The organism is Lentilactobacillus sp. SPB1-3 (genome assembly GCF_026913205.2).
Classification (GTDB): domain Bacteria; phylum Bacillota; class Bacilli; order Lactobacillales; family Lactobacillaceae; genus Lentilactobacillus; species Lentilactobacillus terminaliae.
In genome coordinates, this window is the sequence record NZ_CP168151.1 from 839,132 (window position 1) to 865,210 (window position 26,079).

A 26,079-nucleotide genomic window follows, 5' to 3' on the forward strand; every position below is an offset into this window, starting at 1 on the left:
TTTTTAATGGTTATTTTAAATCTTTTGGTTTTGATTCATTATCATTGAAGTGGTTTGATTGAATCAACTTGATCAAATAGAAGAACAATAGTTGAATAATCGTTAGCAGGAACATAAATAGTAGCGCGCTGTCACTCCACATTGATAACAGTGGTTGAATGAACTGCTCTGGGGTGAGGAACAAGTAAATGGTGTGAATTCTCAAGAACCGGCCGATAAAGATGCCGATTGATGAAAGTACGGTCAATCCAACAATAATGATGTTGGTAAATACTACACTATGACTTCTGAAGCGATCGGCAATTGCCTTCGCAACTCTATCAAGCCCCCAAAAACCAAGTAGGGAAGTCGAAATCGTCGAAATCATTAAGAGACTGTAATTAAACCACATATAGTTATTTAATCTCAGCAAACCATTACTGCCGTATGGTTGGAGTAGTGATAAGTGAAATAAATCGGTCAGTAAATAAGGAGTATTTGGATAAAATAGTAACCAGATAATGACGATTATCCAAAATAAAATGGGATTGCGAGGCTTTCGTTCATCGATGTGAAAGCTCAGTTCAATGGGAATGAACGCTAGAAAAGTGTTTAAAACTAGAAAGTTAAAGGGAGGATTTTTTAGATAAGTGTATAAAAAGCCCATCCAGATAACGGCAGTTATCCGGATCACCCATTTAGTCAAAGTGCTCAAATTAATTCCTCCTTACTAATATCATTATTATTAAACTATGTTTCTCGTATAATTACCATTAATTTTAGGACTAATCGGCTTATTTTATATTTTACTTAAACAACTACAGAATTTATCAGAGATTAGGCGATTAACGTTAGTCAATGATATAATAATAAAGAATAATTTTTAAGGAGAAAATAATGGATTGGTCTACGATATTTACATTACAAAATTTATCAAGGTTAATTGATTTCGTAGTCGTTTGGATCCTGGTTTACTATCTAATTTTGATGGTTAGAGGCACCAAAGCAGTCCAATTGCTTCGTGGAATCGTGGTAATTGCCATTGTTAAGTTGGTCAGCTTGTGGGCAGGATTTCCAATGGTTTCGTGGCTGGTTGACCAAGTCCTAAGTTGGGGAGTTATTGCGATCATTGTTGTTTTCCAGCCAGAAATTAGGCGGGGGCTAGAACATCTTGGTCGTGGGTCTTTGTTTATTAAGGGCAAGAAGGAAAATCAGGCTGCCAAGAAATTGATCACTGAACTAGACAAAGCGATTCAGTATATGTCTAAGCGTCGAATTGGGGCATTGATCACGATTCAAATGAATACGGGATTAGAAGAATACATTGAGACAGGAATTGACATTGATGCGGAAGTTACTGGTGAACTTTTGATCAACATCTTCATTCCTAATACGCCATTGCATGACGGGGCTGTGATTATTAAAGATAATCGAGTGGCAGTTGCGGCGGCTTATTTACCACTGTCACAAAGTAATTTGATTCCTAAGGAATTGGGAACTCGACATCGTGCGGCCGTTGGAATTTCTGAATTAACTGATGCAATGACAATTGTTATTTCAGAAGAGACTGGTGAAGTATCAATTACTCAAAACAATGAACTCTTGCGTGGTATGACTCAGGATGACTATATTAAGTATTTCAATGATCAGTTGATCAAAGAAGAACCTGATTCAGATCATCGTGGCAACATATTCACTGAAGTTTCTAAGTTTATTGATGCCCACTTTAAGGGGGAAAAATAGTTATGAAAAAATTTTTATTTAGTAACTGGACCTCCAGATTGATGGCATTATTTTTCACGATTGTGTTATTCGCGTATGTTCAAGGAACTAATTCCAGTACATCACCAAATTCAAATAACAGAATCATTCAATTATCTTCAAATAAAGCTGAGACATTTTCAGTGCCACTTTCTTTAACTGTTAACAGTAACCGTTATTTTGTGAATGGTTATCCAGAAAAAGTCCGGATTCATTTAAGTGGACCATCAGCTCTAGTAACTACTACTGCTAACACACAGAATTTCAAAGCATTTGCTGATTTATCAAAACTCTCGGTCGGAAGGCATACAGTTCGTATCCAACAAGAAGGTCTGAATAGTGAACTAAAATATCGTTTTGCTCCTGAAACGATTACCGTTGATATTCAGCCACGAAAGACTGTGACGTATCCTTTAAACGTTAATTATTCCAAGGATAACATTGCACCCGGTTATCAGACAGGTAAAGCCAGTGCTGACGTGAAAAACGTTAAGATTACTGGTGCTTCTGATGAAATCAACAAAATCAACCGTGTGGCTGCTCAGTTGAATGTCCCACAAAATGCAAAGACTTCTATCAATAGTCAGGCAATCATTGAGGCGCTGGATAAGAATAATAATACGGTTAATGTAGTTATTACTCCGGCCACTGCTGATGTTAACTTACCAATTACACCTGGTAACAGTAAGGAAGTCCCTGTATCATTAAAGAGCAAGGGCATTACGGATCAAACTGATCAGTTTAACTTATCCACGCCAACTAAGCGTGTCGAAGTCTTTGGTAGCGTTAAGCAGCTACAAAAGCTCCGCAGAGTTGAAGTTGAGGTAGACACAAGTGATGTTTCGAACACTAAAACTAAACAAGTGACTCTTGATCCTAAACTCAATGGCGTTAAAGGATTTAATCCTAGCAAGATTTCAGTAAAAATTACAAGAAAATAATTATAATTTGAAATGAGGAAATATTGATGAAGTATTTTGGAACTGATGGTGTTAGAGGAGTAGCTAATTCAGAGCTAACTCCAGAATTAGCATTCAAGTGTGGTCGTGCTGGTGGGTATGTTTTAACTCGCCATTCAGAACGCGAACAACCTCAAGTATTAGTTGCAAGAGATACCAGGATTTCTGGTCAAATGTTACAAGAGGCTTTGATTGCTGGTTTATTGTCAGTTGGAATTGAAGTTTTAAATCTAGGTGTGATCACCACTCCCGGTGTGGCTTACTTGGTAAGAAATCAAGAAGCTGATGCTGGTGTTATGATTACCGCATCTCATAATCCTGTGGAATATAACGGTATTAAGTTTTTTGGTGCTGACGGTTACAAGCTTTCAGACAGCATGGAAGAAGAAATTGAAGCCATTCTAGAGAATCCTGTTGATACACTTCCTCGTCCTTCTGCTCAAGGATTAGGAGTTTCTGGCGACTACATGGAAGGTAGTCAAAAATACATTCATTTTCTTGAACAAACTATCTCTGATGATTTAACAGGGATGAAGGTTTGCGTCGATTCAGCTAATGGTGCCACAAGTAAGCTAGTTACTAGTTTATACGCTGACCTTGGCATTGACTTTGAAACAATGGCTACTAATCCAGATGGATTAAATATCAATGATGAAGTTGGTTCAACTCATCCTGAACAATTACAGAAGTTTGTTGTTGAAAAGGGTGCTCAAGTCGGAATTGCCTTTGACGGTGATGGAGATCGCTGTATTGCGGTTGACGAAAATGGTCACATTGTTGATGGTGACAAGATTATGTACATTTGTGGTAAGTTCATGGCTGAACGCGGTCGTTTAAAGAAAAACACGATTGTCACTACTGTTATGAGTAACTTAGGAATGTACAAGGCTATGGAACGCAATGGCTTAACCAGTGTTAAGACCAAAGTTGGTGATCGATATGTGGTTGAAGAAATGAATGCCAATGGATATAACTTGGGTGGTGAACAATCAGGTCATATCGTGTTCTTAGACTTCAACACCACAGGTGACGGAATGCTTACTAGTTTGCAATTATTAGCTGTAATGCAAGTTACTGGTAAGAAACTTTCCGAACTGGCTGAAGAAGTTACTAAGTATCCTCAAGAACTTATTAATGTCAAAGTTAGTGATAAGAATCATGCTTTGGAAAATGAAAGAATCAAACAAGCAATTGCTAATGTTGAAGATGAAATGAATGGTGACGGTCGTGTATTAGTTCGCCCTAGCGGAACCGAACCATTATTAAGAGTTATGGCTGAAGCACCAACTAAGGCCTTGGTAGAAAAATATGCTAATGAAATTGCTGATGTTGTGAAGTCTGAGTTAGGCATCTAAAACCATTTTGCATCGAATAATACTCCAAAGGTTGTGGTCAAAAGACTGCGATTTTTGGAGTATTTTATTGCTCAAATTATCAATTTTATAGGAACTATACCATTTAGCATAAATTGTTGACATTTAGTTTAAAGTCCTGTAAATTTAACCTGTTATTTAAATATGTATAGATATTTCTGTATATACCAATTTTAAAAATGATTAGGAGAATTATTATGTGTGGAATTGTGGGAGTAACTGGAAACGATAATGCTGTTTCAATTCTGTTAGAGGGATTACAAAAGCTAGAATATCGGGGATATGATTCAGCTGGAATCTACGTTAATGACTTACAAGGTAATGATTACCTTGTTAAGGAAAAGGGTAGAATCAGTGCCTTGAAGGCCGCAGTCACTCCAGATGTTCACGGAGTTGCCGGAATTGGTCATACTCGTTGGGCCACTCATGGGGTTGTGAGTGTTGCCAATGCCCATCCTCAATTTTCAGAAGATCACCGTTTTTACTTAGTTCATAACGGGGTTATCGAAAACTTTAAAGAATTAAAATCACAATACTTGAGCGAAACTACTTTTGAAAGTCAAACTGATACTGAAGTAGTTGTTCAATTACTTGATAAATTTGTCAGAACTGAAGGCCTTACTACTAAAGATGCCTTCACCAAAACCTTGTCGCTATTAGAAGGTTCATCATACGGATTCTTACTAGTTGATAGTGAAGATCCTGATACTTTATACGTCGCTAAGAACAAGAGCCCATTGTTGATTGGTGTTGGTGATGGATTCAACGTTGTTTGTTCTGATGCCGTTGCTATGCTTCATGCTACTCATGACTTTCTTGAACTTCATGATGGTGAAGTTGTAACCGTTAAGCCTAACGAAATCATCATTGAAGATAAAGATGGTAACAAGGTCGAACGTGATACTTACCATTTGGACATGGATGCTGAAGAAACTGACAAGGGACCATACCCTTACTACATGCTTAAAGAAGTTGATGAACAACCAAACGTTATGCGTAAGTTGGCATCAATCTACACTGAAGAAACTGGTAAAGACAACCTTGATCCTGAAATGATCGATGCCATCAAGAATGCAGACCGTATTCACATTGTTGGTGCTGGTACTAGTTACCATGCTGGATTAGTTGGTAAGAAGATGTTTGAAAAGCTTACTCACATCCCAACTGAGGTTCACGTGGCTTCTGAATTTGCATATGATGATCCATTGTTAACTAAGAACCCATTCTTTATTTTCCTATCACAAAGTGGAGAAACTGCTGATAGTCGTGAAGTGTTGGTTAATGTTAATGCTAGAGGATTTAAGAGCCTAACTATCACTAACGTGGCTAACTCAACATTGTCACGTGAAGCTGACTACACATTGTTGCTTCATGCAGGTCCTGAAATTTCAGTTGCATCAACTAAGGCTTATACTGCTCAAATCGCAGTTGAAGCAATTCTTGCTAAAGCTGTTGGTGTTGCTAAGGAACAAGTTATTGCCGAAGATTTTGATGTTCGTCAACAACTAGGTTTAGCAGCTACTGGTATGCAAGCAATTATTGATGAAAAAGAAGAAATCGAAAAACTTGCTAAAGATTACTTTGTTAACGCTACTCGTGCATTCTACATTGGTCGTGGAATTGACCAAACAGTTTCACTTGAGTCTGCATTGAAGCTTAAAGAAATTTCTTACGTTCAAGCTGAAGGTTTTGCTTCAGGTGAATTAAAGCACGGAACCATTGCTTTGATTGAAGAAGGTACTCCGGTTGTCGGAATCATCACGCAAGCTAAGACTGCTGGTCTTACTAGAAGTAACTTACAAGAAACCCTTTCTCGTGGTGCTAACACATTGACCATCGTTCGTAGTGGTTTAAGTAAGGATGAAGACACAATCGTTATCCCTGATATCGATGAAATGATCACACCATTGCTTAGTGTTATTCCAGCACAATTATTGGCATACTACACTAGTTTGAATAAGGGACTAGATGTCGATCGTCCAAGAAACCTCGCTAAGAGTGTTACAGTTGAATAATTAATTAGTAATAATTGATTCAAAGGTACGAACTTTATGTTCGTACCTTTTTTGTAATAATTAAGAAACTAATAATTTTTGATTGCTAATTAATAATTAATAAAGTTAATCCTTTAGTTTTGAGCTATTTTCTAATAGTATTAACCTAGATGGTTTAATGATTGAAGGGGTGAATCTTATGAAATTAAAAGCAATGCGAAAAACATTGGTTTTGAGTTGGGCAACTTTGTTATCTATAGGGGGACTTAGTTGTTTTAACCGAATCGCAGATGCTGATAGTAACACTACGACAACACAAACAACATTTATTAATCAATATAAGGGTGACGTTCAAAAAGCTGCAAGTAAGTACAAACTATATGCATCAGTTATGATGGCTCAAGCGGCTACGGAGAGTGGTTGGGGTCAGAGTCAACTAACTAAGCAAGCTAATAACTTCTTTGGTATTAAAGGTGCTTTTAATGGCCAATCGGTTGCAATGCCAACCACTGAATATGATCAAAATGGTCAAATTCAAAATACTACAGCTAATTTTAGAAAATATCCAACAGCTTATGACTCATTTAGTGATAACGGTAATCTTCTTAGAAACGGCATTACTGGGAATCCATCATTTTATTCCGGCACATGGAAGGAAAATGCGAATACATATCAGGATGCTGCTAATGCATTGACTGGTAAATATGCCACAGCGCCAAATTATGGTAGCTCATTGATTAACTTGATTCAGCAATATAATTTGTCACAACTTTTCGATGAAGATAGTGGTGGGACTGATAATAACGATTCAAACAGTTCAAATACTAATGCGAACAATGATCATAGTTCATCCACATCAAGCAGTAAACCCCTTGAAACAGCTAAGTATACTAAATCTGATCCAAATCAGATGGTGCTTCTATCGTCCACGTTTAACAAATACTACGTTTATAATCACGTGAAGGGCACCAATAATAAGGAAAAACGGTACACGTTCAAATCACTTAATATTAACAGGCCTGTCTGGGTATATTTGGATATGAAGGCCGTTAAATCAGGTGCTAAGACAAATTGGTATCGAATTAGATTTTATAAGAATGAATCATCCAAAAAGTACTGGGTATACAGCCCAGTACTTGCTTTTCCTAATACGTTTTATACTAAAAATAGTGGCACTATAACCGTTAATTCGAAATCAAAATCTGATTTATATAACCATGTTTATGGTAGCGATTATCTGGCTAAATCAGTTGGCAAAATTAGTGCACTAAAGGAAAATGAAAAATATCCTGTCGACGGGGAAGCAATAGTAGACTCCGGTCAGGGAGAGTTATGGTATCGGATTAAGTTCAATGGTAAGAGTGGGTGGATAAAATCTTCTGAAATTGAATCATACACTGCCGATATAGTTTATGTTAAAGTAAATTTGACTAAGAAGTTATTATCAACTGTTAAAAGTGGATATGCTTATAATCACGTACCTACTACTACAGGGGCAAAAAAATATACTTTGAAAAAGTTAGGTATCACTAGTAAGAGTAAATTAGATTCAAATATGGTAAGTTATGATGTTAATTCCAGTGGTGTTTGGTACCGAGTTGTGGCCCCTAAAGACAATAAGACCTATTGGATTGCAAGTAGCCTACTTAAATAATGCAAGTTAAGCAGGAGGATTCACATTAATTATGTTCCATAAAATTAAAAGACAGCTAGTAGCGTTGATTTTTGCAACAGCTGCATGTTTTTTGTTTATCAGTACTGGCAACGCGCAGGCATCTATACAAACTGATTTCATTGATCAAATGAAAGCTCCAATCATTAAAGTGAGTCGAGAAAACCACTTATACGCTTCGGTTATGATGGCTCAAGCAATGCTGGAAAGTGACTGTGGGCAATCTACTCTTGCAATCGACGGTAATAATTATTTTGGTGTTAAGGGTAGTTATGATGGCCAGTCTGTTACTATGGGTACTCAGGAAATGACTTCTAAAGGTAAGACCATTTCGACAAGTGCCGCGTTCAAAAAATATCCATCAATCATGGACTCAGTTGAAGACAATGCACATATCTTAAGAAATGGTACCACTGATGATCCAATGTTGTATTCTGGAACTTGGACGACTAATTCATTAAGTGCTAGTGATGCAGCGATGGCATTGTCATCAACGTATGCTACTGATATGGAATACGGTAATAAGTTAAATCATTTGATTGACAACTATCATTTGGATAAGTTGGATACTAGTCCTAGTTCGGCAAGTATTAATGATAAAATTACTGCTGAAGTTGACCGTCAATTAGCGACATCAGGCACCACTACTCAAAGTACAAATAATGCTGCTTCTAAAATTACTAACCGGAAGATAGTTATTGCCAGTCAACGAGTATTTCCTAATAAAACGGAAAATACCATTGTACCAAAATTATTGTTTCCGATTGAAATTGCAACAACTAAATAGGGTTTGAAAATTAAGGTTCGTATAAGTCATTAGCCGTGCCTTTTTTTTCTGGTAATTTTTGATATAATATAGCAGTTAATATTGATTTCTCAACTAGGAGAATTAAAAATGGTAGAAGAATATAAAGTTAAAGTTGAAAACGTTACAAAGGAATATGATTTATTCAAGACTCAATCTGAAAAGTTGAGATCATTCTTTTCATTAAAGAGTCAACGACAAATTCCTCATTTCTGGTCATTGATGGGTATCTCACTAACCATCAAACCAGGTGAGACAATGGGGCTTATTGGAGTTAATGGTTCAGGTAAGTCAACTCTTTCAAACATTATCTCTGGAATCATTCCACAAACTACTGGCCAAGTTGATGTTAAAGGTGACACTTCAATCGTTGCCATTCGGGCAGGACTTAGAAATAAGTTAACTGGTCGAGAAAACATCCGTCTTAAATCTTTGATGCAAGGAATGACCAATGAACAAATCGACGAAATGATGCCAGATATCATTTCATTTGCTGATATTGGTGACTTCGTTGATCAACCAGTTAAAAGTTATTCAAGCGGTATGCGCTCTCGTTTAGGATTCGCAATCGCTGTTCATATTGATCCAGATATCTTAATCATTGATGAGGCACTTTCTGTTGGTGATGATACCTTCTATCAAAAATGTGTTGACAAAATCACAGATTTCAAGAAACAAGGCAAGACTATCATCTTTGTTAGTCATTCATTAAAGCAAATTCAAATGCTTTGTGACCGTGTTGCATGGATTAACTATGGTGCTTTAAAGATGGTGGGACCAACTGATGAGGTTACTGAAAAGTATCATGAATTCACTCAATGGTTCAAAGGTTTAAGTAAAAAAGAGAAAAAGAAGTTCCAAAGCGAACAAAAGAACATTCAAAAGAACTTTAGTATTAAAAAGTATCAACAGGAAGTTACTGAAGAACATCAAAAGGATAATCCAGAAGATAAATCAATACCTTCTAAGATCAATAAATTGTTCTATGGCTCTGTAATTTCTGAAAAGATGTCAGTTGCCAATCAAATTTTGACATGGGTAGTTTTGATTGCCTTAGTCTTCTTCTGTTTAGTTAACGTTTCAGGTTATTCAGTTGCACATATTGTTTCTAATCCGCACTTATTGTTTAACCCAACTCACACGTTGCATCTTCCATAAAAATAAAGGGGCCGAAAGGCTTTTTTTATTGTAGAACATTGACAGCGCTTACACTAAAATGTATATTGATAGGTAGGTAATATATCAATACCTTCTAAATCAATTCTCTTTCTCTCTTGTAGCTGGTGGGGTTTATCCCATCAGCTATTTTTTGTATAATTAATGTTAACGATATTAAGTGGGTGACTGAAAGTGAAGAATAATGAAGAACTAACTTTAATTGAAGAAATTACTAGAAACGATGGGACTAAATACATTGAAATCAGCAACATGGTACAGAACGGTAGGGCTGAGTTGGCAGCTGAACGAGGATTTATCAAAGAAGTACGCATCTTACAGTTAAACATTCCACATTCAGTTCACGTGGAAAAGTATCAGCAATACATCAATGAAAACTTTGAAATGCCAGATGAAAGCATGGATCACTTTGATGAGTGGACTAAGACCGACGAAATGCAGGATGAGATTACCGCGATTTTGAAGGAAAATCATATCGGTTAAATTAAATTAGAAAACGATGAAAAAATGATTGCAAAGATTATCATTCCATGGTATAAATATATCATAGCTTTCATTAATTCATTGCTCTGTAGTTCAGTGGTAGAATAATTGACTGTTAATCAAGAGGTCGCTGGTTCGAACCCAGCCAGAGCAGTTATAAATAATAAGGATATCTCTACTTGGTAGGGATATCCTTATTATTTTCACATTGAAGCATAGGTATTACTAAATAGTAATTTGAGTATAAATTATAGAATGCTTATAATTATTGGAAGGTAATAATAATTATATTGAATTTGTCTTAGTTACATATAGCAATAATCAAAATAATTTTAATTTACTCTAGAATGACTGAATTAAGTAATAAAAAAGCCAGTCTTCATCAGTAGAAGATCGGCTCTTAAAGATTAATTTCATTAGGTGTGGCAATTAATTGTTGTTCACCACTGTCATAGACCACGATTGATTGTGGGTAATCAGTGGTATATGGATATGGCGAATCAAAGGTAGCCACGATTTCGTTATCTTGTAAAAAGTCATATGCTAATTGGCCATCATTGTTGATTAGGTTGAATGTTACCAAGTTTGAAAGTGGGAAGACTCCCTGTAAGTCATTATCAATAATGAACCACACGTTATCAATTGCTTGGTCTGGCATTGAAGAAACAATGCTATAACTGGCAAATCTTGCCTGAGTTCGATCAAACATATAATCACCTCGTATCTTGTTGTTTTATTAATTTCAAACTACCAAAAATGAATAATCATTGCAAGCAGAAGTAATTATTGAGTGAATTGTTGGTTATCCATGATCAACAGATTGATATGTTTTGAAACTTGTTGATTTTCTGGTGGTAACGTCATATAGTCGTGGTAAATATTTGTTAAAACCGTATCGTAATCAGCAAAAATCGGTATTTTAGTATCTTCAAATGGAACCTCGACAATGTTGTCTAATTGTTCTGCAGTAAATATTTCTGCATCGTATTCATATTGTGAAGCAAGATTCTTGGCAATTTGCCAATTATCGTTATCATTATAAGTGCGCATGGTTTCTTCTCTTTGATTCTTGAATTCTGCAGCTGTTGCCAGTTGTTGGTCACTAAGAGGAGAGTAAAAGCGCTTGATCGGATTATCAATGAAGTTATACCTAAGCTTTAAGTATAATCGACTATCTAAACGTCTTATTTTTTGCATTTGAGCCCGTTGCTTTTCTACAGAGGTAGAAATCTTATCAATTGGAAAAACGTCAATGAATACGCCTTTTTTTGCATCATTGTAGTTATTCTTTTCTTCAATGTATGTGTGCCGGTTCAACAGTTTGCCATAACTCAGGGCGTAGTTGTCATCGGAGAACGGGGTTTGGAAAAAGTACTTGGTGTCGCTTAATTGAGTAGCTACGATTTGTAAGAGCTTGTCGTAGTCTTCTCTTGGAAGCCCAATGTCCATGTCATCATCCCACGGGATGAATCCACGATGGCGAATGGCCCCAAGGAGTGTTCCACCCAGAGCAAAATATTTTAGATTATTTTTTTCGCATAAATCGCGGAAAAATTTATAACTTTGTAGCTCGATGGCTTGAATTCTTTCATTTAATTGAGGCATATTTTCACCTTCACGCTTTTTTAATTTGAATAATTTTATCTATCTATATAATACACGATTATGATTGGATGATGATTACTAAATAACTAATTAACTTATAGCTAATGAGTGTTGTTTATAAACCTTATTAGTAATATAATACGTAATAAGACTGTGTAGTTGTAATAGGGAGAATGTACAGGAATGGTGAAGCAAATGAGTAACACGAATGATAAACTACTTAAAGAAGCAATAGATGTGTATTTGTCGTCATTAAAATATTTGGATAGCTTTGTGTCAGAACCAGCAACCAAGTATGGATTATCTTTTGAGCAGTATCTAATTTTACATACGATTGCCGAACGAAAAGATGTTTCGTTGATGGATATCGCAGCTGAACGAAAGGTAACTAGAAGCGCAATTTCTCGACAAATCAAGGTGTTATTACAGCACGATTATATCTACCAAAAACCAGCTGAAAGTGATCGTCGCCGTTTGTATCTTCATTTGACACCAAGCGGTCAAGAAGTTGAAAAAAAGGTGTACGATTTGACTACTAAGAGATTTGATAACTGGATTTCTAATTATGGTGAAGATAAGGCCAAGAGTATTCTTAGCTTTATAGAAGATTTCTCAGAACATGAAATGGATAATTTCCCACCAGAAGAATAATTTAATATATTCAGCTTAATGTTGAAGAAATAATTACACGAAAAAATACCGTTAAAATCAGGCTACCACGCCATTGGTTTTACGGCATCTTTTTTTATTTGATATCCAAATACCATATTTATTGTTATCGGGTTAGATATTCATGTCTTCTTCCAACTCTAACCACAATGTTAGTGGAGTAGGGTTGAAATCCGGCCAATTGGTGATGTGCTCGTATCCACGTTGTAGTAAATGACTAGTTTTAGTTTTTTTTAAGTCAGTGAAAATCGTCAGGGCAAATGGGTTTGCTTCTAAATCAGAAATCACTGTTGGTAAACGATGATTTTTCCATTCGGATAGTAAATCCTGGTAAATCAATAATTGTCTGGCATTTTTAACCGTGTAGTCGACACCCTTTGATTGTAATTCACTTATGTATTCAGCATATTCGTCAAGCACAGCTTGCTGAGCCATTCGCCACTGACTTTCATTAAAGGTCGGGTACTTATCACTCATAATCATGACCTCCTAGGTCAACTATTTATAAATCAATTTAACACCAAAAATAATGTTTTTGCAAAGCGAGCTAGAATTATCGACGCTTGACAAAATGGAACTGGAATCTTTATAATGTTTGACACATGGTAAACAGAGATCTAACGTTCGCTGAAAGTTGGAATGTAAATATGGCGTTTTATCGGTGCGACCGTTATCAGCAATTAAAAGGCAATAAATTATTGTAAAAAATGGGTGGAACCGCGTTTAAAAACGCCCCTGGTACTTAATAACGTACCAGGGGTGTTTTTTTATTTAGTTTGTGGAGGAATTATCATATGGAAGAGGATCAAAAAGTATTATCCAGGTCATTAAAAAGCAGACACATACAGATGATCGCAATTGGTGGTGCCATTGGAACAGGATTGTTTTTGGGTTCCTCAAGTGCCATTCATCTATCAGGGCCATCAATTATTCTATCTTATTTGATCGTCGGTGGCTTTTGTTTCTTATTAATGAGGGCAATTGGTGAATTACTGTTGTCAGATCAAACTAAACACTCTTTCTTAGATTTTGTGAAGGAGTACCTTGGTGATCGGTTTGAATTTGTGACTGGTTGGACATACTGGTTTTGTTGGATCAGTCTAGCAATGGCTGATTTAACGGCCACTGGAATTTATGTTAAGTATTGGTTTCCCGGAGTCCCTCAATGGATTCCACCACTGATTATTTTGGGAAGTTTGTTTTTAGCTAATAAAGTGAATGTAAAATTATTTGGTGAACTAGAAACCTGGTTCTCAATGATCAAAGTAATTGCCATTGTTTTATTGGTAGCCGTCGGATTTTTCTTAGCAATTTTCAAATTTAAAGTTGCGGGTGGATATACCGCTGGTTTTAATAATTTATTTGATCACGGTGGTTTTTTCCCAACTGGTATTAGTGGCTTTTTACTGTCATTTCAAATGGTAGTGTTTGCCTTTGTTGGTATTGAAATGGTGGGTATGACTGCTGGTGAGACTGATAATCCGGAGGAGAACTTGCCAAAAGCTATCAATAGTTTACCAATCAGAATCGGATTGTTTTATGTGGGCTCGATGATTGCGGTCATGAGTGTGTTTCCATGGAATCATATTAAGACGAGCGTCAGTCCATTCGTTCAAGTCTTCTCTGGTATCGGAGTAGTTGGTGCGGCCGGAATTTTGAACTTCGTAGTGTTGACCGCTGCCATCTCGGCTACTAATAGCTGTTTGTTCAGTACTAGTCGGACAATGTATGCCCTTGGTATGGGTGGTAATGCTTCATCATTTGTAACCAAGCTATCTAGAAACGGTGTTCCTAATTTGGCATTAAATGTTTCTACAGTAGTATTGTTAATTATCGTAGCTTTGAATTACTTCATGCCTGAAGGAGTCTTTAGCTTAGTCTCAAGTGTTTCGACGATTAACTTCGTCATCGTTTGGGTGATTTTAATTGTTGTGCATTTGGTTTATCGGCATCATCATCCAGAAGGTGCTAAGACGTTTAGGATGCCAGGCTATCCGATTGCTGATTATGCCACGTTACTATTCTTTGCCGGCATTTTAATTTTCTTGCTATTCAATCAATCAACAAGAATCCCAATGATTATTTCACTTGGTTCAGTTGTTCTGTTACTCTTAATATATGAGTTTGGTGTTAAAAAAAACAAATAGTTGGGGGTCAGTGGGATGATCAAAAGTCATCAAATGGCGAATTATGAATGGATCGAAGCAGTTGAGCCTACTAAAAGCGAGCTGAATGATGAGTTAAGTAAAGTTAATATTTCAAAAAAATATTTTAACTATATGATCGACACTTATGAAGAGCCGCGGGCCACTTACGACAGTTCAGATAATTTTGGTGCCATTGTTATTCGGGCGTTGCCAATAAAAGTTTCTAGCAAAACGACAACTCTGCCGATTTTTATTGGCTTTAATCAAACCACACTGATTACTGTGTGTCATGATTCTAATCAACGAGGATTGGCCGCAGATACCAATGACATCTCTAGCTTACAATTAAGAATCATGGCAATTTTACGTTCGATTGTTGATAATTTCTTTGAACTCTTGAATGACATGAGTAAAGAGGCTGAAGGTCTAGAATTAAGTAATCGAAAGGTGACTAATGAACGTTTAATAGCCATTTCTGATCTGAAGCGTAAACTGGTTTATTTAAGATCAGCCTGTGAGGGTAATGTGATTGCATTGGAGCAATTTAAAGCAATGCTTGCTGAAGATGATTTGAAAGAGATTGCTACTAAAGAAAATCGTCAATTAGTTGATGATTTGATTATTGAGTATCGACAATGTCAAAATAGTTTTGAAATCGTTAGTACGGTTGTCAGCGAATTTGAGGATACATTTGGTAACATGTTGAATAATCGATTGAATCAAACGATGCAATTCCTAACAGTTTGGTCATTGTTATTGGCAATTCCACCAATTGTTTCCGGATTCTACGGAATGAACATGTTCTTGCCTTGGGCAGGTAGTAAATTATCTTGGTTAGGGACGGTTATTTTTACATTATTCCTGGGTGGAATTATGTTATGGTATCTTCGAAAAAATAAAAAATTATAATAATTTAAGCCATTGTTTAAGTTGATGAATGTCACCTAAGCAATGGCTTTTTAAGCATAATCGGCTTTACAATACAATAACCTTGGACTAATATCTAAATTGCATTAATATTGAATTTTCTGAGGGGAAAATGAGTTGTATGAAGGTAATTCGCTTTATCATAGCTTGCCTATTCTCATATACTTTGCTTGGATTTTTTACCGCAAATGCCAAGATGGTATTGTATCATCAGCAGTCATCTGCACTGACTAAAGGTTCATTAAGGTATATTAATGATAGTAAGGTCAAGTACGTCTCCAAACCTAAAAATTATGCTCATGTTGTGCATAAGGCAGATCAACATACTGTTAGGTCCACAAAAGGTAAAAAAGTTAGCTTTACTACGAGATATTTACTACCATCGCCCGGTAAGGGAGCACAACATTGGGGAAACCCACAATCAATTGCGATGGATAAAGATAAGTATATGTACGTGGTTTATTGTCCTACTAATCTAAAAAATAAGGGACGGATTGTTAGATTCGACATTCGTGTTTTAGACCAGATGGGCATTCGGTTACATCCTGAACTTTTACAAAGTACATATGTTAAGACAAATGGCCATTATTCAAAGATGCAAAAACAAATTCAGAAACACATTAAAGTTGGTCCGTTATTTGTGACAGGACACGGTCAGTCGTTAGCGTATAATTGGAAGAATCACGGTTTGTACATGTGGCGCGATAATGAAAAAGCACCAAGAGTACCCAGCAGTCAGTGGGGATACATAGTGCATGTTGACAGTAATAGATTACGCCCTGACAAAATGATTCGATTTAGATTAAAAAGAGGTAGATTTAGCGTTCCAGGTGGACACACACTAACGTTTGACAAGAGTGGAAATGCATACTTCTGGTCAAATCCTGGTTTTGGTGGCTACATCTATAAAGGTAAGATTCATCATCGTTCGGTCAAATTCAGATTGACTCATCAGATATTACGTAAGATTCCTGGTACTCGAATTCAAAGTATGGGATATAATCCCATTAGACAACGTTTGTTAATGGTTTCGGATGGCTCGATAGCGAGCTTCTCTGCCAAACGTTTGAATGGGCACGGTCACTTAACTAATAGTAATTTTGAGTGGTCAGAATTCGCGCCAATTAGGGAGTTTGAAGGCATCGCATATGATGGTAGTTCACATGGTAATTTATTGGTAAATCACTGTCCAGAAGTTTTACAGGCGGATAGAGCATTTTAACTTGGGAGGAAATTATTATGAATTTCAAAAATGTTGGAAACGGAATTATTTTGGGTGGATTGCTAACGTTTGCATCAATTGGGGTCGCTCATGCTGATACTTATGTTCAAAATTCAAACGCACTTCATCAATATACGGCTGCTAGTTTAAGAACGGTTAATGACAGTCAAGTTAAATTTGTTAAGGCTAATGGAGATTATTCATTCTCATCAAATCCAAGTGGTAGTACGACTATCAATAGTGTTAGTGGTACTAAATGGGCTTTGAAGACAAAGTATCTTTTGCCAAATACTCGCTTAGCACTTGGCAAAGCTAACTATGATATGACTAATCCACAGTCAGCTGCTACGAACGGTAAATACTTATTTGTTGTTTACGCTCCACACCAATTGAATGGTAAAGGATTTATCGTCCGTTATGATCGTTCTAAGTTGGCAAGTATGGGCTTTGAAAAGTCTCAAAATGCACCTCTTGCTAAGAATTCTGCTGCAATCAAAGTTGGACCATTATTCCAAGTGGGTCATGGCCAATCATTAGCATATGACAAAAAGCACCATTCACTTTGGATGTGGCGTGATTCTGCTAACATGACCGCAACTAGATGGTCAACTATCCAAAACATTTCTACCACCTCATTAAAACCAAAGAAAGCCATTAAGTTCTACATGAACAACCATGGTGCCAATGTGCCTTCCGGACATGACTTAACATTTGATACAACTGGCCATGCATACTGGTGGACAACCTCAAGTGGTCAGGTCAAGATTTATAGAGGTGTGATTTCTGGTAATCATATCTCAGTAACTCTAACCAAGCAGTTATTGACACACCAACCAGGAACTCATCAACAATCAATTGGTTATAACTCAAGAAATGGTCGCTTGTACTTAGTATCAGATGATTCAATCGTTAGTTTACCTGCTCGACAGTTGAATGGTCGTGGATCATTAACTCATAACTCATTTAAGTACACTAAGTTCAACTCAGGTCGCGAGTTTGAAAGCTTGTTCTATGATGGATCTGGTCATGGAATGCTATTATCAAACAGAAACCCTGAAATTTTAGCTTCAACTACAATGTATTAATCATAATAAAAAGGTATGCCTGTAATTCAGGCATACCTTTTTTCATGTTATTTATTCATGTCTAGTCGATCAGTTATCTTTTTAGCGATGCTATCAACGGTTCCATGCAAAATATCTGTATGGTTCACATCGATCATCGTGTGCATTTTTTTAGTATCTGCATCTAAATATTTAGAAATATCGTTGTCTATGACGATAATTGAATTTGAATCAGATTGATGCTCTAAATTCAGAAAGTGGTCAACTGAAACGCGAACGTCATGGAACGTGTCTGCCACTTTAGCTCGAAGCTTCTGACTAAAATTATCAATTAGGGCGTCATCGACAGCAAGGTTACCAGTTAAGCTTGGCTGGAAGTTGCCATTACGAATATCACCGACAATTTTTATATTCATTACTATTCACCACTTTCCTAGGATAGCAATGATTGTAACATCATCACAGGATTAAAAGTGATAAATACTTGTGACTTTGGAAATCCTTAAACTGATTAAGAACTCCTAAAGAATTCAGATGAATAATACGATGGTAGACAGCAATGATAACGTGATGGCGATGTTTGATTTTTGTTTGAATTGGTTCGCTTTTAGGCTGAATTGTAAAAACAAGAAGATTCCAATCAAGATTACTAACCCAACGATTTTAGCGGCTGAGGGAATAATGCTGGTCGCTAAGATAATTGTGATAACTGCAATTGAGAGAGTGAATGTCCAGTTGGGTGTTGCCATAAATAATGGAAAAGTAAATAATGCATTGATAAAAATTAACAATGTCAAAAAACTTAAGTTGAGGATAGAAAGAAAATGGTTATCCACTATCATGATGGCGAATACTAACCCTGGACCACTGATAAGAGAATAAATAATCCAAGCACAGTGGGGTTCATTTACCAGATCCGTGAAAATTAAACAATTGGCTAGGATGATGCCCATTATGATCAATGAAATATTAAACATTCCAATTGAACTCGCCAAGTTGATGACTAAAATACTACTGACCACATCTAAGATGATTCCTAGCAATAGATTAGGATCTTTGACGAACATTTGATTAACCAATATTGAGTAGAAAATTTCTAGAATTAAGATCATTATTAAGCTACTACTAGAGAAATATTGCTTGAATGATATGCCAGCAAACATCGTCCAAATTACTACAGGAATTAGGATTTGAAATACTTTGTATGTAGTGGATCTTAAATCAAAGTTCACCTTGTCACTTCCTTTGTTTTCATACCTAGAATCATATTATTAATCTGGTTCCTGGTCAATTCAATGTTTAATTACTCTTGAATTTGTGATAGGATATCATAGTTATGAGTTCCCGATAGGCTCTATGTATTTGATAGAGAATCCTTGTAACCATAAAAAATAATAGATGGGGGAAAGACGATGCAAGAAAAACATCTTTTTACTTCGGAATCAGTTTCAGAAGGACATCCTGATAAAATCGCTGACCAAATCAGTGACGCAATCTTGGATGAATTATTAAAGAAGGATCCTAACTCACGGGTTGCCTGTGAGACCTCAGTAACTACTGGATTGGTATTAGTGTTTGGTGAAATTTCTACCAACGCTTATGTGGATATTCAACATATTGTTAGAGAGACTATCAAGCGAATCGGTTATACCGACGGCAAGTATGGTTTCGATGGCGATACCTGTGCAGTTATGGTGGCAATCGATGAACAATCACCAGATATTGCCCAAGGGGTTGATGAGGCACTTGAAACTCGTGAAGGTGATACTGATCCGTTGGATAAGATAGGTGCTGGTGACCAAGGTTTAATGTTTGGTTACGCAATCAATGAAACACCAGAATTAATGCCATTACCAATTTCTTTAAGCCACAAATTAATGAAGCGCCAAGCTGAGTTACGTAAGAGTGGTCAGCTTGAATATCTCGGCCCTGATGCCAAGGCAGAGGTAACTATTGAGTATGATGACGATGAAAAGCCAGTTAAGGTGAATACCGTTGTTATTAGTACACAACACGCTGATGGCGTTGATTTGGACCAAATCCGTCATGATGTGATCGAACAAATCATCAAACCAGTTATTCCAGCTAAGTATTTGGATGACGAAACTAGATATTTGATTAATCCAACTGGCCGTTTTGTTATCGGTGGTCCTCAAGGGGATGCCGGTTTAACTGGTCGTAAAATCATCGTTGATACTTACGGTGGTTTTGCTCACCATGGTGGTGGAGCATTTTCTGGTAAGGACGCAACTAAGGTTGATCGTTCAGCTAGTTACGCTGCTCGTTACATTGCTAAAAACATCGTTGCTGCCGGTTTGGCAGATAAGATTGAGGTTCAAATAGCTTACGCCATTGGTGTTGCTGAACCTGTATCAATCTCAGTTGATTCATTTGGAACTGCTAAAGTTTCAGAAGAACAATTGGTTGAAGCAGTTCGTAATATCTTCGATTTAAGACCTGCTGGAATTATCCAGATGCTTGATTTAAATCGACCAATTTATGAACAAACTGCTGCTTATGGTCACTTTGGTAGAACTGACGTTGACCTACCATGGGAACATACTGATAAAGTCAATGCGTTAAAAGATTACTTCAAGTTATAAACAGCTAATTAGCAAAACGCCCTTGAATGCTTATTCAGGGGCGTTTTTTACTTGAAGCTATTACAAAGGAGAAAGATTATGGCTCACCAAACGAATAAAAAAACTAATATTCCGGTGGTCACAGTTGCCTTATTTGTGGCCACATTTATGAGTGCAATTGAAGGAACCATTGTTTCAACCGCAATGCCGACGATTATTGGTGATTTGCATGGCGTTTCGCTAATGAACTGGGTCTTCTCAATATTTTTACTTACCAATGCGATTTCAACGCCCATTTATGGTAAATTATCAGATCAAATCGGCCGAAAACCCATGTTTTTAACTGGATTACTTATCTTTATAGTCGGATCCGTGATGTCAGGATTTTCTCAATCAATGATTGGCTTAATTTTCTGGCGGGCCATTCAAGGTATAGGGGCTGGTTCGATCATGCCGGTGTCTAACACGATTATTGCTGATATTTATCCACTGGAAAAAAGGGCCCAGGTGCTGGGATTGAATAGTTCCGCTTGGGGAATTGCTTCGATTATCGCACCACTACTTGGTGGATTCATTGTTGACCACTTAAGCTGGCACTGGATTTTCTTTATTAATCTGCCAATCGGATTAATCGTCATGGGGATGATTTTCTTTTACCTCACTGAAGATAAGGTTACGACGAAAACTAAAGTCGATTATCGTGGAATGACATTTTTAACGATTACCTTGTTAGCCGTAATGTGGGCCTTTCAAGTAATTGGTCAAACACCGATTAATTGGTTTGAAATCGTTGGGTGTGCAGTTGTCGCCGGATTTGCTGGCGTCATGTTCGTTAGAACAGAATCAATCGTTGAAAACCCGCTAATTCCATTGTCTTTATTTCTTAATAAGACCTTCGTAGCCCAAAATTTAGTTGCAGCATTGGTCAGCGGTTTCTTAATTGGCTACGAAGTCTATCTGCCAGATTGGACTCAAGGAATCTTAGGCTTAAAAGCCTCAATGGCTGGTTTTGCGATTACGCCAAGTTCTTTAATGTGGATCGTTGGTTCATTTGCGGCTGGTAAGATGATGGCTAAGTGGACTCCTAAGGTTATCTTAAATATTAGTTTAGCGTTCGTGTTGGCTGGCGCTGCAATCATGGTACTGATTCCAGCTGATACTCCATTTGTCGCATTCTTATTGATTTCGGCAATTTGTGGAATTGGTTTCGGAATTACGATTACTACCACGACTATTAGTGTCCAAAATACAGTGAAGAGCGATCAAATTGGGGTGGCCACCTCATTCAACACTCTTGCTAGAACTCTGGGACAATCGCTAATGATGTCGGGATTTGGAATCGTAATGAATATGACAATGATGGGGCAAGTTGCTTCAAGTAATGGTTTGACGATGAATATGATCGATAAGTTGATCAATCCACAAACTGTTCATGAGTTGCCAAGTAAACTGCTTCCAGATCTCCGTCAGATTCTATACAGTTCATTGCACAATGTCTTTATTGTGGGACTGATTTTAATCGTGTTGGCATATATTGCTAATACATATGACAAACAAAAAAATAAGCGACTTTAGTCTGATTGATAAAATTCAATCGTGGCTAAGGCCGCTTTTTATTAACGTTTTTCGAATGCCAAACAAATAGGTGGGGCTTGGACTTGATTAACGAATTGATATTGTAAAACGTTGTAGACATGTTGATCAAGGCTGTGTGTGAAATCTATAATCGCTTCTTTTTCTGACTCTCCACCGGGATGACCATAATAAAGAACGACCACGACAAGTCCGTGTCTTTCTAACATCTGTAGGCATTGTTGAATCGCCGGAATTGATGTTTCACTATGGGTGATGACTGATTTATCACCACCTGGAAGATAACCCAAATTAAAAATAGCCGCAGTGATTTTACTGTCTTCAGGAAGCACATCTTTAATCTGGGAATGACTCATTTGATACAGATTGTAATTATTGTCAGCAATCTGATTATCTGCTAGAAGTTGTTTAGTTGATTCAATTGCTGAAGCCTGGATATCAAAGGCACTAACATGTCCAGTCGCTTGAACAAGTTGAGCTAAAAATAGGGTGTCATGACCGTTACCCATAGTGGCATCGATTACATTGTCACCAGGTTTGACGACGCTCTGCAGCAAAGTATGGCTAAATGCTAGTGATGATTGAAGTGTGTTTTTCATAAAATTTGCCACCTTTTAAATAAAATATATACTAAATTAATCGTCAATAAACCAACACAATAACCGGCTAAGACATCACTTGGATAATGGACCCCTAAATAAACTCTGGAATAACCAATGATTAAAATAAACAAACTTAGTAATAATACTGCCGTCATTGTGGCGATATTCCGCCGCCAATGGTTATTGATTAATATTATTAATGATCCAGCAAGCATAATACTGATCATGGCATGCCCACTTGGAAAGCTGGTTGAGTGAACCGTTACTAAGTGGTGGATTGATGGGCGAGGGCGATTGATCAATAGTTTTAAGCCAACATTCATTGGATATGACAGTAACATACTATTGACGGTGACAAACAGTGCTGCTCCTAGTTGTTTAAAAGCTAGGAGGCCTACGATAATCACAAGAATAATCACTAGAGATGACTTACTACCCATTAAATTCGTTACGTGAATCATAATTGAAGTTTGTGTTGGATTGATTCCAGAACGAATCCAAGCTTGAACTTGCTCGTCAGTATGTTGCAATGGTGAGAAATGGCCAACGACCATCCAAGCCAAAATTAAGAAGATAACTAAACTTATGTAAATTACTATTTTTTGGTTACGATAATTCGTTTTGTTCATTTATGCGACCCTTCTTTAACAATGTTAATTAAAGTATATCATTGGAAAGTTGCTTTTTCTTGAATGATTTGATAGCATTAATGTCAGCAATTTTAATTTTCAAAATGATGAAGCGAATTAGTAACTAGTCAACTTTACTTCAGAAATCAAGTGGTTAATGTGAACTTGAAGAGTCAGCTAGCGAACTCATCGTGGAATGGTTAATTGAACTCAAGTAAACTAACCCGGTAGCACCGTTACAGCTTAAGAGTGTCCCTTACTTAGTAGGGGGAACATAGGTGGTACCGCGATAACTCGCCCTATAATAAGTCAGTGAAGACTGAATTTGTTATGGGGCTTTTTTGTTAAAAAATTGCAGATAATCAGGAGGATAAAATTTATGGCATATAACCACGATGTGATTGAACGTAAGTGGCAACACTACTGGAACGAAAACAAGACGTTTAAGGCGTCTGATTCAATGGATAAGGAAAAGTACTATGTCTTAGACATGTTTCCTTACCCATCTGGTCAAGGCTTGCACGTAGGCCATCCTGAAGGATATACGGCAACCGATATTATGGCCAGAATGAAAAGAATGCAGGGCAAGAATGTGCTTCATCCAATGGGATGGGATGCATTTGGTCTACCTGCTGAACAATATGCATTAAAGACTGGACATAATCCTCGTGATTTTACAGCTCAAAACGTCAAAAACTTTAAACGACAAATTAAGTCACTTGGTTTTTCATATGACTGGGATCGAGAAGTTAACACTACTGATCCTGAATACTACAAGTGGACTCAATGGATTTTTGAACAACTATACAAAAAAGGTTTAGCTTACGAAGACGAAATCGAAGTCAACTGGGCTCCTGATTTTATGGGTGGAACCGTTGTTTCTAACGAAGAAGTTATCGATGGTAAGACAGAGCGTGGTGGCTACCCAGTTTACCGTGTCCCAATGAGACAATGGGTATTGAAGATCACTGCCTATGCCGATCGCTTGATCGATGATCTTGATGACCTAGACTGGCCTGAAAGTATCAAAGAGCAACAAAGAAACTGGATTGGTCGCTCAAAGGGTGCCAGTGTCTTCTTTGATGTTGCCGGACATGACGGCGAAAAAATCGAAGTGTTCACTACTAGACCAGATACTTTATTTGGTGCAACATACATGGTGCTTTCACCAGAACATGAAATAGTTTCCAAAATCGTTACTGACGATCAACGTGCGGTTGTTGAAGCTTATCAAGAAGAAGTATCTAGAAAATCTGATCTTGAAAGAACTGATCTTAACAAGGACAAAAGTGGTGTCTTCACTGGTGCTTATGGTATTAACCCAATCAATGGTAAGCAAGTACCAATCTGGATCGGTGATTACGTGCTTTCTTCATATGGAACTGGTGCCATCATGGCCGTTCCTGCGCATGATGACCGAGACTATGAATTTGCTAAGAAATTTGATTTACCAATCGTTCCAGTAATTGAAGGTGGCGACGTTGAAGAAGCTGCTTATACTGGAGATGGTACACATATTAATTCTGACTTCTTGAATGGCTTGAACAAAGAAGATGCTATTAAAAAAGCTATCGATTGGTTAACTGACAAAGGTTATGGTAGCGAGAAGATCAATTACCGTCTTCGTGACTGGATTTTCTCACGTCAACGTTACTGGGGTGAACCAATTCCAGTAATTCACTGGGAAGATGGCGAAACTACTTTAGTTCCTGAAGACGAATTACCATTGAAGTTACCAAAGGCTAAGAACATTGAACCTTCTGGTAGTGGTGAGAGTCCACTTGCTAATATTGACGACTGGGTTAATGTTGTCGATGAAAACGGTCGTAAGGGTAAACGAGAAACTAACACTATGCCACAATGGGCAGGTAGTTCTTGGTACTTCTTACGCTACATCGATCCAACTAACAAAGATGCTTTAGCCGACTATGACAAGCTTAAGTATTGGTCACCAGTTGACTTGTATGTTGGTGGTGCCGAACATGCCGTGCTTCACTTGCTTTACGCTCGTTTCTGGCACAAGTTCTTATACGATCTTGGAGTAGTACCAACTAAGGAACCGTTCCAAAAGTTAGTTAACCAAGGTATGATCCTAGGAACCAACCATGAAAAGATGTCTAAATCAAAGGGTAACGTTATCAATCCCGATGAAATCGTTGAAAGCTACGGTGCTGATACGCTTAGAGTTTATGAAATGTTCATGGGTCCTTTAGATGCATCTAAACCATGGAGTACTGAAGGAATCAAGGGAGCTCACCATTGGTTAGATAGAGTATGGCGTTTAATGATTGATGAAAATAATCATTTACGTGATCGCGTTACAACTATCAACGATGGTTCATTATCAAAGATTTACAATCAAACTGTAAAGATTGTTTCTGACGATTTTGAAAACATGCGCTTTAATGTTGGTATTTCTCAAATGATGGTATTTGTTAACGAGGCATACAAGGTGGATGCTTTGCCAATCGAATACCTTGAAGGATTTGTGAAATTACTTGCCCCAGTTGCTCCACATATCGCTGAAGAGCTTTGGAGTCTAATGGGACATGATGATACAATTTCTTACTCTGAATGGCCAACTTATGATGAGAATGAATTAGTTGAAGATACCATTCAAATGGTCGTTCAAGTTAATGGTAAAGTTCGTGCCCATATTGAAGTTGCCAGTGATGAAGATCAAGATAAGGTCAAAGAAATTGCTTTATCTGATGAAAAAGTTAAAGAATTTACTGATGGTAAGACAGTACGTAAAGTAATTGTTGTACCAAACAAAATTGTTAATATCGTTGCTAACTAATAAAAAAGAACCTTGAGAATTCTCTCGAGGTTCTTTT

General features: G+C 37.2%; 24 protein-coding genes, 1 tRNA gene, 1 riboswitch and 1 other annotated feature. Of the genes, 17 read left to right on the plus strand and 8 right to left on the minus strand.

Going from position 1 to position 26,079, the window contains the following annotated elements:
• Positions 1 to 10: 10 nt before the first annotated feature.
• A complete protein-coding gene (locus O0236_RS04190; protein ID WP_268912863.1) occupies positions 11 to 694 on the minus strand; it encodes a DUF1361 domain-containing protein in 684 nt (227 codons plus the stop codon).
• A gap of 182 nt (positions 695 to 876) precedes the next feature.
• Between O0236_RS04190 and cdaA the strand changes: the two genes are divergently transcribed.
• The 9 genes from cdaA (at position 877) to O0236_RS04235 (ending at position 10,356) form a co-directional block, all read left to right on the plus strand.
• Positions 877 to 1,722 carry a diadenylate cyclase CdaA gene (gene cdaA, locus O0236_RS04195; RefSeq protein ID WP_268912864.1) on the plus strand — a complete coding sequence of 282 codons (846 nt, stop codon included), beginning with the start codon at positions 877 to 879 and terminating at the stop codon, positions 1,720 to 1,722.
• 2 nt (positions 1,723 to 1,724) lie between these two features.
• Complete coding sequence (locus O0236_RS04200) at positions 1,725 to 2,681, plus strand: YbbR-like domain-containing protein (RefSeq protein ID WP_268912865.1); 957 nt, start codon at positions 1,725 to 1,727, stop codon at positions 2,679 to 2,681.
• Positions 2,682 to 2,707: 26 nt separating this feature from the next.
• Positions 2,708 to 4,054 (plus strand): phosphoglucosamine mutase, encoded by a 1,347-nt coding sequence (gene glmM / locus O0236_RS04205; RefSeq protein ID WP_268912866.1) that lies wholly within the window; start codon positions 2,708 to 2,710, stop codon positions 4,052 to 4,054.
• Positions 4,055 to 4,269: 215 nt separating this feature from the next.
• Positions 4,270 to 6,087 (plus strand): glutamine--fructose-6-phosphate transaminase (isomerizing), encoded by a 1,818-nt coding sequence (gene glmS, locus O0236_RS04210; RefSeq protein WP_268912867.1) that lies wholly within the window; start codon positions 4,270 to 4,272, stop codon positions 6,085 to 6,087.
• Positions 6,088 to 6,265: 178 nt separating this feature from the next.
• Complete coding sequence (locus tag O0236_RS04215; RefSeq protein WP_268912868.1) at positions 6,266 to 7,720, plus strand: glucosaminidase domain-containing protein; 1,455 nt, start codon at positions 6,266 to 6,268, stop codon at positions 7,718 to 7,720.
• A gap of 31 nt (positions 7,721 to 7,751) precedes the next feature.
• Positions 7,752 to 8,525: a glucosaminidase domain-containing protein gene (locus O0236_RS04220; protein WP_268912869.1), complete on the plus strand. Its 774-nt coding sequence runs from the start codon at positions 7,752 to 7,754 to the stop codon at positions 8,523 to 8,525.
• 108 nt (positions 8,526 to 8,633) lie between these two features.
• Positions 8,634 to 9,701 carry an ABC transporter ATP-binding protein gene (locus tag O0236_RS04225; RefSeq protein ID WP_268912870.1) on the plus strand — a complete coding sequence of 356 codons (1,068 nt, stop codon included), beginning with the start codon at positions 8,634 to 8,636 and terminating at the stop codon, positions 9,699 to 9,701.
• A 186-nt stretch (positions 9,702 to 9,887) separates the two neighbouring features.
• Complete coding sequence (locus tag O0236_RS04230) at positions 9,888 to 10,202, plus strand: hypothetical protein (RefSeq protein WP_329608918.1); 315 nt, start codon at positions 9,888 to 9,890, stop codon at positions 10,200 to 10,202.
• A gap of 82 nt (positions 10,203 to 10,284) precedes the next feature.
• Positions 10,285 to 10,356: transfer RNA gene (locus tag O0236_RS04235), tRNA-Asn, on the plus strand.
• A gap of 246 nt (positions 10,357 to 10,602) precedes the next feature.
• Here the strand turns inward: O0236_RS04235 and O0236_RS04240 are convergent.
• Positions 10,603 to 10,911 (minus strand): DUF960 domain-containing protein, encoded by a 309-nt coding sequence (locus tag O0236_RS04240; RefSeq protein ID WP_268912872.1) that lies wholly within the window; start codon positions 10,909 to 10,911, stop codon positions 10,603 to 10,605.
• A 74-nt stretch (positions 10,912 to 10,985) separates the two neighbouring features.
• Positions 10,986 to 11,807 carry a LicD family protein gene (locus tag O0236_RS04245; protein WP_268912873.1) on the minus strand — a complete coding sequence of 274 codons (822 nt, stop codon included), beginning with the start codon at positions 11,805 to 11,807 and terminating at the stop codon, positions 10,986 to 10,988.
• A gap of 183 nt (positions 11,808 to 11,990) precedes the next feature.
• Here O0236_RS04245 and O0236_RS04250 point away from each other — a divergent pair, with 183 nt between their 5' ends.
• Positions 11,991 to 12,458 carry a MarR family winged helix-turn-helix transcriptional regulator gene (locus O0236_RS04250; RefSeq protein ID WP_268912874.1) on the plus strand — a complete coding sequence of 156 codons (468 nt, stop codon included), beginning with the start codon at positions 11,991 to 11,993 and terminating at the stop codon, positions 12,456 to 12,458.
• Between the two features lie 132 nt (positions 12,459 to 12,590).
• Here the strand turns inward: O0236_RS04250 and O0236_RS04255 are convergent, their stop codons facing one another.
• The gene (locus tag O0236_RS04255) at positions 12,591 to 12,953 is read right to left on the minus strand and encodes a hypothetical protein (protein ID WP_268912875.1); all 363 of its coding nucleotides are present in this window, start codon (positions 12,951 to 12,953) and stop codon (positions 12,591 to 12,593) included.
• A 317-nt stretch (positions 12,954 to 13,270) separates the two neighbouring features.
• Between O0236_RS04255 and O0236_RS04260 the strand changes: the two genes are divergently transcribed.
• From O0236_RS04260 to O0236_RS04275, 4 genes are all read left to right on the plus strand, one after another.
• Positions 13,271 to 14,623 carry an amino acid permease gene (locus O0236_RS04260; protein WP_268912876.1) on the plus strand — a complete coding sequence of 451 codons (1,353 nt, stop codon included), beginning with the start codon at positions 13,271 to 13,273 and terminating at the stop codon, positions 14,621 to 14,623.
• Positions 14,624 to 14,638: 15 nt separating this feature from the next.
• On the plus strand, positions 14,639 to 15,532 hold the full coding sequence (locus O0236_RS04265; RefSeq protein WP_268912877.1) for a magnesium transporter CorA family protein: 894 nt from the start codon (positions 14,639 to 14,641) through the stop codon (positions 15,530 to 15,532).
• A gap of 139 nt (positions 15,533 to 15,671) precedes the next feature.
• Positions 15,672 to 16,772, plus strand: a complete 1,101-nt coding sequence (locus tag O0236_RS04270) for a hypothetical protein (RefSeq protein WP_268912878.1) — start codon at positions 15,672 to 15,674, stop codon at positions 16,770 to 16,772.
• Positions 16,773 to 16,789: 17 nt separating this feature from the next.
• Entirely contained in the window at positions 16,790 to 17,857 is a 1,068-nt protein-coding gene (locus O0236_RS04275) for a hypothetical protein (protein ID WP_268912879.1), read from the plus strand.
• Positions 17,858 to 17,904: 47 nt separating this feature from the next.
• Here O0236_RS04275 and O0236_RS04280 read toward each other — a convergent pair whose 3' ends face one another.
• On the minus strand, positions 17,905 to 18,252 hold the full coding sequence (locus O0236_RS04280; protein WP_268912880.1) for a hypothetical protein: 348 nt from the start codon (positions 18,250 to 18,252) through the stop codon (positions 17,905 to 17,907).
• A gap of 114 nt (positions 18,253 to 18,366) precedes the next feature.
• Complete coding sequence (locus O0236_RS04285; protein ID WP_268912881.1) at positions 18,367 to 19,068, minus strand: hypothetical protein; 702 nt, start codon at positions 19,066 to 19,068, stop codon at positions 18,367 to 18,369.
• A gap of 97 nt (positions 19,069 to 19,165) precedes the next feature.
• A riboswitch (SMK box riboswitch) is annotated at positions 19,166 to 19,251 on the plus strand.
• On the opposite strand from O0236_RS04285, the gene metK reads away from it, so the two are divergent.
• Entirely contained in the window at positions 19,249 to 20,439 is a 1,191-nt protein-coding gene (gene metK, locus O0236_RS04290) for a methionine adenosyltransferase (RefSeq protein ID WP_268912882.1), read from the plus strand. Its footprint overlaps the riboswitch before it by 3 nt.
• A gap of 78 nt (positions 20,440 to 20,517) precedes the next feature.
• Positions 20,518 to 21,993 carry an MDR family MFS transporter gene (locus O0236_RS04295; protein ID WP_268912883.1) on the plus strand — a complete coding sequence of 492 codons (1,476 nt, stop codon included), beginning with the start codon at positions 20,518 to 20,520 and terminating at the stop codon, positions 21,991 to 21,993.
• Positions 21,994 to 22,034: 41 nt separating this feature from the next.
• Here the strand turns inward: O0236_RS04295 and O0236_RS04300 are convergent, their stop codons facing one another.
• Positions 22,035 to 22,610 (minus strand): class I SAM-dependent methyltransferase, encoded by a 576-nt coding sequence (locus tag O0236_RS04300; protein WP_268912884.1) that lies wholly within the window; start codon positions 22,608 to 22,610, stop codon positions 22,035 to 22,037.
• A complete protein-coding gene (locus O0236_RS04305; RefSeq protein ID WP_268912885.1) occupies positions 22,607 to 23,242 on the minus strand; it encodes a phosphatase PAP2 family protein in 636 nt (211 codons plus the stop codon). Before O0236_RS04305 ends, O0236_RS04300 begins: the two co-directional genes overlap by 4 nt.
• A 98-nt stretch (positions 23,243 to 23,340) precedes the next feature.
• Positions 23,341 to 23,547: a binding site (T-box leader), on the plus strand.
• A 74-nt stretch (positions 23,548 to 23,621) separates the two neighbouring features.
• Here O0236_RS04305 and leuS point away from each other — a divergent pair.
• Entirely contained in the window at positions 23,622 to 26,042 is a 2,421-nt protein-coding gene (leuS, locus tag O0236_RS04310; RefSeq protein WP_268912886.1) for a leucine--tRNA ligase, read from the plus strand.
• Positions 26,043 to 26,079 lie beyond the last annotated feature (37 nt).